Source organism: Bradyrhizobium sp. (assembly GCF_049512235.1).
Classification (GTDB): Bacteria; Pseudomonadota; Alphaproteobacteria; order Rhizobiales; family Xanthobacteraceae; genus Bradyrhizobium.
Map to the genome: position 1 here is coordinate 1 of NZ_JBEKXH010000377.1, position 6,243 is coordinate 6,243.

General features: G+C 61.5%; 6 protein-coding genes and 1 pseudogene. 4 read left to right on the forward strand and 3 right to left on the reverse strand.

The window, feature by feature from the left end:
- The 4 genes and pseudogenes from ispG to ABSG20_RS26805 form a co-directional block, all read left to right on the forward strand.
- A pseudogene (gene ispG, locus ABSG20_RS26790) lies at nt 1-465 on the forward strand (flavodoxin-dependent (E)-4-hydroxy-3-methylbut-2-enyl-diphosphate synthase); the annotation flags it as partial.
- Between the two features lie 157 nt (nt 466-622).
- On the forward strand, nt 623-1,045 hold the full coding sequence (locus ABSG20_RS26795; RefSeq protein WP_423867500.1) for a hypothetical protein: 423 nt from the start codon (nt 623-625) through the stop codon (nt 1,043-1,045).
- A gap of 125 nt (nt 1,046-1,170) precedes the next feature.
- Nucleotides 1,171-1,890 carry a RadC family protein gene (radC, locus tag ABSG20_RS26800; protein ID WP_423867501.1) on the forward strand — a complete coding sequence of 240 codons (720 nt, stop codon included), beginning with the start codon at nt 1,171-1,173 and terminating at the stop codon, nt 1,888-1,890.
- A gap of 512 nt (nt 1,891-2,402) precedes the next feature.
- On the forward strand, nt 2,403-4,055 hold the full coding sequence (locus ABSG20_RS26805; protein ID WP_423867502.1) for an AAA family ATPase: 1,653 nt from the start codon (nt 2,403-2,405) through the stop codon (nt 4,053-4,055).
- 52 nt (nt 4,056-4,107) lie between these two features.
- Here the strand turns inward: ABSG20_RS26805 and ABSG20_RS26810 are convergent, their stop codons facing one another.
- The 3 genes from ABSG20_RS26810 to ABSG20_RS26820 all read right to left on the reverse strand — a co-directional run.
- A complete protein-coding gene (locus ABSG20_RS26810) occupies nt 4,108-4,755 on the reverse strand; it encodes a glutathione S-transferase family protein (protein ID WP_423867503.1) in 648 nt (215 codons plus the stop codon).
- Between the two features lie 43 nt (nt 4,756-4,798).
- On the reverse strand, nt 4,799-5,494 hold the full coding sequence (locus ABSG20_RS26815; RefSeq protein ID WP_423867504.1) for a protease inhibitor Inh/omp19 family protein: 696 nt from the start codon (nt 5,492-5,494) through the stop codon (nt 4,799-4,801).
- Between the two features lie 29 nt (nt 5,495-5,523).
- Nucleotides 5,524-6,243 (reverse strand): 2-hydroxyacid dehydrogenase (locus tag ABSG20_RS26820; protein WP_423867505.1); only part of this gene is annotated, 720 nt, incomplete at its 5' end.

The window sequence follows — 6,243 nt, forward strand, 5'->3', positions numbered from 1 at the left end:
ATCCGGATTTCGCTGACGCCCGAGCCCGGCGGCGATCGTACGCTGGAAGTGCAGGTCGCGCAGGAACTGCTGCAGACCATGGGATTCCGCACCTTCGTGCCGCTGGTGGCGGCATGCCCCGGCTGCGGCCGCACCACCTCGACTACCTTTCAGGAACTGGCGCGCTCGATCCAGGATTTTATCAGGGACGAGATGCCGGCGTGGAAGACCAGATATCCCGGGGTCGAATCCCTCAACGTCGCGATCATGGGCTGCATCGTCAACGGCCCCGGCGAATCCAAGCATGCCGACATCGGCATTTCGTTGCCCGGCACCGGCGAAACCCCGGCGGCGCCGGTGTTCGTCGACGGCAAGAAATTCCGCACCTTGCGCGGGCCCAACATCGCCGCCGAATTCAAGGCGATGGTGATCGACTATATCGATCAGCGCTACGGCGGCAGCGCCAAACCGACCGCGGCGGAATAGGCCCGCCCGATTTCCAGACCAATGCTGATTAATTTAAATCGCGTTTAGTGATTTATATCACAAACGATGTTTTATTGTTCAGTACAATTTATAGGTGTTCACCTTTAGTGGGCATGCCTCTGTCCGAGAACTCATGATCTCATAGGAGCAAAATCCAATGGCCACCACGACATTAGAACATCGTTTCAATTCACCTATTCAGCAACTTCAAGGCGCGCCACTGCCGCATCCGCTCCCGGTCGGGGAGCTATGGGGGACGTGGCAGAACGTGGACCCTGCGACGCGCGGCATTATCCGCGTCGTGCTGACCGATGCGAATGGGAGTGTCGGCGTGCATGTGTATGGCGCCTGCACGCCCACGCCGTGTGACTGGAAGCAGGTTAAAGGGCTTGCCTATGACGCTTCCGTAGCTGGCGGTCCTGCGCTGGCGTTCACGGCAAACTACAGCTTCTCGTTCATGGACACGATCGTGACCGGACATCTCGAAGGCCACAACCTGATTGTCGAGGATTTCAACACCTTCAAGGATGGCAGCGGCCGGGCGGCCTTCTACGAAAAAGGCACCTTCAAGAAGGTGTGACAGCCAGCTTCCCGGCGGCGGCTGCGAGTGCAAAATCGCGCCGCCGTCGCGGTCCTCGGGCAATTCGCGGTTGCAAAAGCCGGCCGGCCGGGCATGGTGGGCACGCCCGCGATTTTGAGACGCCGATGCCCGCTGTACCCGGCGACACGACGAAACCAACGGAATCGACCGAAGCGCCGCATTATCACGGCCATCGCGAACGGCTGCGCGAGCGCTTCCATGCCGCCGGACCTGACGCCTTGAGCGATTACGAGTTGCTGGAAATGGTGCTGTTTGCCGCCCGGGCGCAGGGTGACGTCAAGCCGCTGGCCAAGACACTGATCAAGACCTTCGGCTCGTTCGCGGAAGCCATTCACGCGCCGGAAGCTCGCCTGCGCGAAGTCAAGGGCATCGGGGACAAGACGATCACGCAGCTGAGACTGATCGCGGCGGCAGCCCAGCGCATCTCAAAAGGCCAATTGAGACAGCGCACCCTGCTTTCATCGTGGGATGAGGTGATCGACTATTGCCGCACAAGCCTGGCGTTCGCCGACAAGGAGCAGTTTTGCATTCTGTTTCTCGATAAACGCAACCAGCTGATAGCGGAGGAGGTACAGCAGACAGGCACCGTGGATCACACCCCGGTCTATCCGCGCGAAGTGATCAAACGGGCGCTGGAATTATCGGCGACCGCGCTGATCCTGGTGCACAATCACCCCTCAGGCGACCCCTCGCCGTCGCAGGCCGATGTGCAAATGACCAAGGCGATCATCGATATCGCCGGTCCGCTCGGGATTGCCGTGCACGACCATATCATCGTCGGCAGAGGCGGCCACGCCAGCTTGAAGGGACTGAAGCTGATCTAGTCCAGGTCGAAATTGTCCGTCCGACCTTCATTGAACTGGCTCTTTCAAGCCGGACAATCGGCTCATTAAACAGGCGCGCATCAAAAAGGTGCGAACGTCTGATCGTGCACTGAAATTGCGACGCTGAATTTCATCAGGAAGCTTCAGCGGCGCTCGAAAGCGGAAGCGATCGCAGCAAAATCGTTGTGGACAGAATGATAGAGGTGCTGGTCTGTCCATAGAGCAGGAACGGGTCCAATGCGTTATCGAGGACATCAATCGTTTCCAGAGCTCGAACGGGATGAAGCGCATTTTGAGACGAGCAGGCCGGACAGTTCGCCATATGATTGCAGGACGCCGTGCCATCATTCGAAGCAGCGTGGCATCAGGGGTCCGTGGTTACCGGCGCATCGCCGGATTTGTAAGAATTCCGATGTGAAGCCTAGAACACGCAAACGCCGCCTGTTAGAAACTTGTCGGCATTCGCACGGCGACGAGGTCGGGCGCATGGGTATTGGTCTGGGGTTTGCGTCGTGTGGTTCAAGGTCGAGAATAAGCGCTCCAGCGCCGGACAGAAATTCATCGTCCGCTGCGATTCTGATATCGCGGGTACCCGCCTCGCCGAGGAGCGGCCCGCACAGGGCGCTGCCGCGGCGCGGAAAATGGCGGAGATTCTGGCGTCGACGCTGAACGTGACCACCACTGTCTATGGCAGGGATGCCAACGGGGAATTCGTCTACGGCGTCTATGAGGTCGCGGATGGCGCGGCCAGCGCCACCAGCCCCCTCATCAAAAAGCTTTTTGCCGAATCGGCCGCTGCTTCCCTGACACTGAAGGATCAGTTGCTGGTCGATATTCCCGAGGACACCATCAAGGGCTTTGCCGCGCTGTCCGCCTCGCTTGGATACATCGTCGCCCAACACAAGCAGATCAAGCGCGCGACGACATCGCAGATCGGTTATTCGACACTGTTTCGCATCTTCTGCGGCGCCAATGATCCGAGTTCGCTGTCCTTGCCGGCCAACGACGCCGCCATCGCGATCCTGACGCGAAAACTGTCGGAGATGCCCGGGTGGATGTGGCTCAGTGAACTTACCGGCCTTGGCAATGCCGAACGTGGCGTGGTCGTGTCAGGCATGCGCCCGCAAAAAGTGGTGCTCAACATTGACGGCGAAATGCAGGTGATCCAGCCGCGTACCGTGTTCCGCGGCGCGGTACCGGGAAGCCAAACGCAATTCATTCTGGTCGTGCAGGCGAGCCAGAACCGCCAGGGATACGGCCATACCATCGACAGCATCGGACTGGTCTATCGCGAGGCGGACGAAACAGCCGTCATTGCCCTGGTGCGCCGGCTGCTGCAGGAGTCCAATCCCTTCAAAGGCCGCGTCGTGCTGGTCAACCGCGATCTGCGGACCGTGCGTTCGCGGGTGTCGGACCGCTCCTGGAGCGATATCATCCCCAACGATCAGGTGCGCGCCGAACTCGACTTCATCGCGGCTTCGATCCGCAACCGCGACATGCTGAAGGCGGAGGGATTGAGCATCAAGCGCGGCCTCTTGCTGTCGGGTCCGCCCGGCGACGGCAAATCGACGGCGATCGAGTGCTTCGTCAACGAGATTGCCGGCGAAGCCACCGTCATCATCGTCGAAGCGGTCGAGCACATCCGGGTGGTCTACAGTCTGGCTCAAACGCTGGCGCCGGCCGTGGTCATTCTCGAGGATCTCGATCTCATGACCAAGAACCGCCAGAACCCCTATGCGTCTGCCGGCAAGGACGACGTGACAGGCGAATTGCTGCAGGTGCTGTCAGGCGGTTCCGCCTATGCCGATATCGTCACCATCGCCACCACCAACCACCCCGACGCCATCGACGAAGCATTGGCGAAGCGAGCCGGACGCTTCGATGCGCACATTCGGATGGGCTATCCCAGCGACGCCGACAAACAGCGCATTCTGGAGCTCTACCTCGACCGCTTCTACGTCAACGACGATTTCACGCGGCGTCGGCTGCAGCAGACCCTGAACCGCGAACTCGGCCGCATGCACCTCGTGCCGGCGCATATTGAGGAATTTGTCAAAGCCGGAATCAAGCGCGCCCGCCTGGCCCGACGCGTGCCTGAATATCTGGACTTTGAGCCGGGCATCGAGGCCACAAAATCGATCGCGACTCCGAAGCCTCCATCATAGCACAGTGCCGGCATTTCAACGTCGTATGTCTCCGGGTCAACACCCATTTGCGCTAACTTGGCGTTGCACGGCGCGGCGGCCCTGCCGGCGGCATGGTCCGCGCAAAACTCGGCCGCGATGCGTGCTGCTCGTAGTAGCCGGCCAGATGACCCGCGGCGGCGAGCGCTTGCGCGCCTTCGGGAACCTGCCCGACCCGATGCAGGATCGGCAGCAGGTTGATGTCGGCGAAGGTGAACTGGTCGCCGACAAGGTAGCCGGTCCTGGCGACCGCCTTGTCGAGAACGCCGATCTGCTCGCGTACCGCCGGCATGACGGCTTCGATCGCCTCCCGGTCCGGCGCTCCGGCGGTCTTCGGGGCGATATAGGCGAACAGATAGGTCCGGATCAGGGTGCGGTCGATCACGGTGTTAACCAGCGAGACCCATTGCTCGGTCAGTGCAGCGAGGTGCGGATCGGACGGCATGAGTTGCGGGCCGGGGAAGCTGCGATCGAGGTAAGTGGCGATGGCCTTCGATTCGAACAGCGCGACATCGCCATGGCGCAGCACCGGCATTTTGCCGAGCGGATGGATGGCAAGGATCTCCGGCGCGCGCAGCGGCATTTCCGTAAGCACGTACGCTATGCCCTTTTCTTCGCAGACCATGCGGACGGCGCGCGTATAGGTCGACCGCGCCGAACCGATGATCTCTGGCTTCGTCACGGCATGTCTCCTTGCTGTATCCGCTTGGCCCATGTGCTTGACATCATTGCCGCAGCATGATCAGCGGATCGGCGCTGTCGGGTACCTGACGCCATTGCGCGTTGTCGTCGGCCTCGAACTGCCAGGTCTCACCGGTCTTTGACATCAGCAGCATCTGGCCATGCTCGAGCCGCCATTGCGTCGGCGCGAAGGCTTCGACGGCCGGGTCGCATTTCGGCTTGAGAAAGACCTGGAAGTTATCCTGCCCCGCTTCGGTGTTGGTCAGGGTCAGGCCGCAGATGGTCTGGCCGTTGCCGCGCACCATCGCCCAGTCGCCGATCATCTGGTCCATCGACTTTGCAAGCGAGCGCGCGGCGGCGAGATTTTGCAGGATGTAGATGCCCTCGCCCTGGCGCAGGCCCTCGAAAATTCCGCTCTCGACTTCGGTGAAATCGATCACCGGCTGGCCGGCGGCGTCCTGCAGCCGCACGATGTCCAGGCCCGCGATGCTCCAGGCCGTGATCTCCTTGGTGAAGGGCAGCGCCGCCGCGCAGCCGGGCTCGAGTTCAAGCTTGAGGCCCTGCGGCGTCGTATCGCTCTTCAGCGTGACGACGCAGGTCTTGCTGCGCTCGGTGGTCGAGAGCTCCCATTGGCCGATCATGTCCTTTTTCAAGGTCGAGGCATCCTGCGAGCGAACAGGCGTTTGCCAGGCGGCCAGTACCAAGAGCGCCGCGAGCGCCTTGCCGAAGCGGACTCTCATCGGCTTCTCCTGCATGCGCGGCGCTCGCATCAGCGGCTCTTGACCGGGGTCTCCGCGACCGGCGTCAGCGGCGGCCTGCCGGCGAACCAGGCCTTGAGATTGTCGACCACCAGCTGATCCATGGCATTGCGGGTCACCACCGACGCCGAGCCGATATGCGGCAGCAGCACCACGTTCTGCATGCTGCGCAATTCATCCGGCACCGCCGGTTCGTTGGCGAACACATCGAGTCCCGCCGCCAGAATGGTGCCCGATTTCAGCGCCGCGATCAGCGCCGGCTCGTCGACCACAGAACCGCGCGCGACGTTGATGATGACGCCACGCGGTCCCAGCGCCTTCATGACATCGGCATTGATCATTTTTGCCGTCGCCGGGCCGCCGGGGATGATGATGACGAGCGTGTCGACCGCCTTTGCCATTTCGATCAGATCGGGATAATGCCGGTACGACAGGCCATCCGCCGGATTTCGCGAATGGTAGACCACGGGAACGCGGGAGGCGTCGAGCCGGCGCGCGATCGCCTGGCCGATCCGCCCCATGCCGACCATCCCGACCTTGCGATCCCTGAGCGAGCCGACGCTCAAGGGAAAATTCTGCGTCAACCAGAGGCCGGAACGCAGGTAACGGTCGGCCTTGATGAACTCGCGCAAGGTCGCGATCAGAAGCCCCATCGCGATATCGGCGACCTCTTCGGTCAGCACGTCAGGCGTGTTGGTGACGACGATATTATGCTCATGGGCGTAGACGGC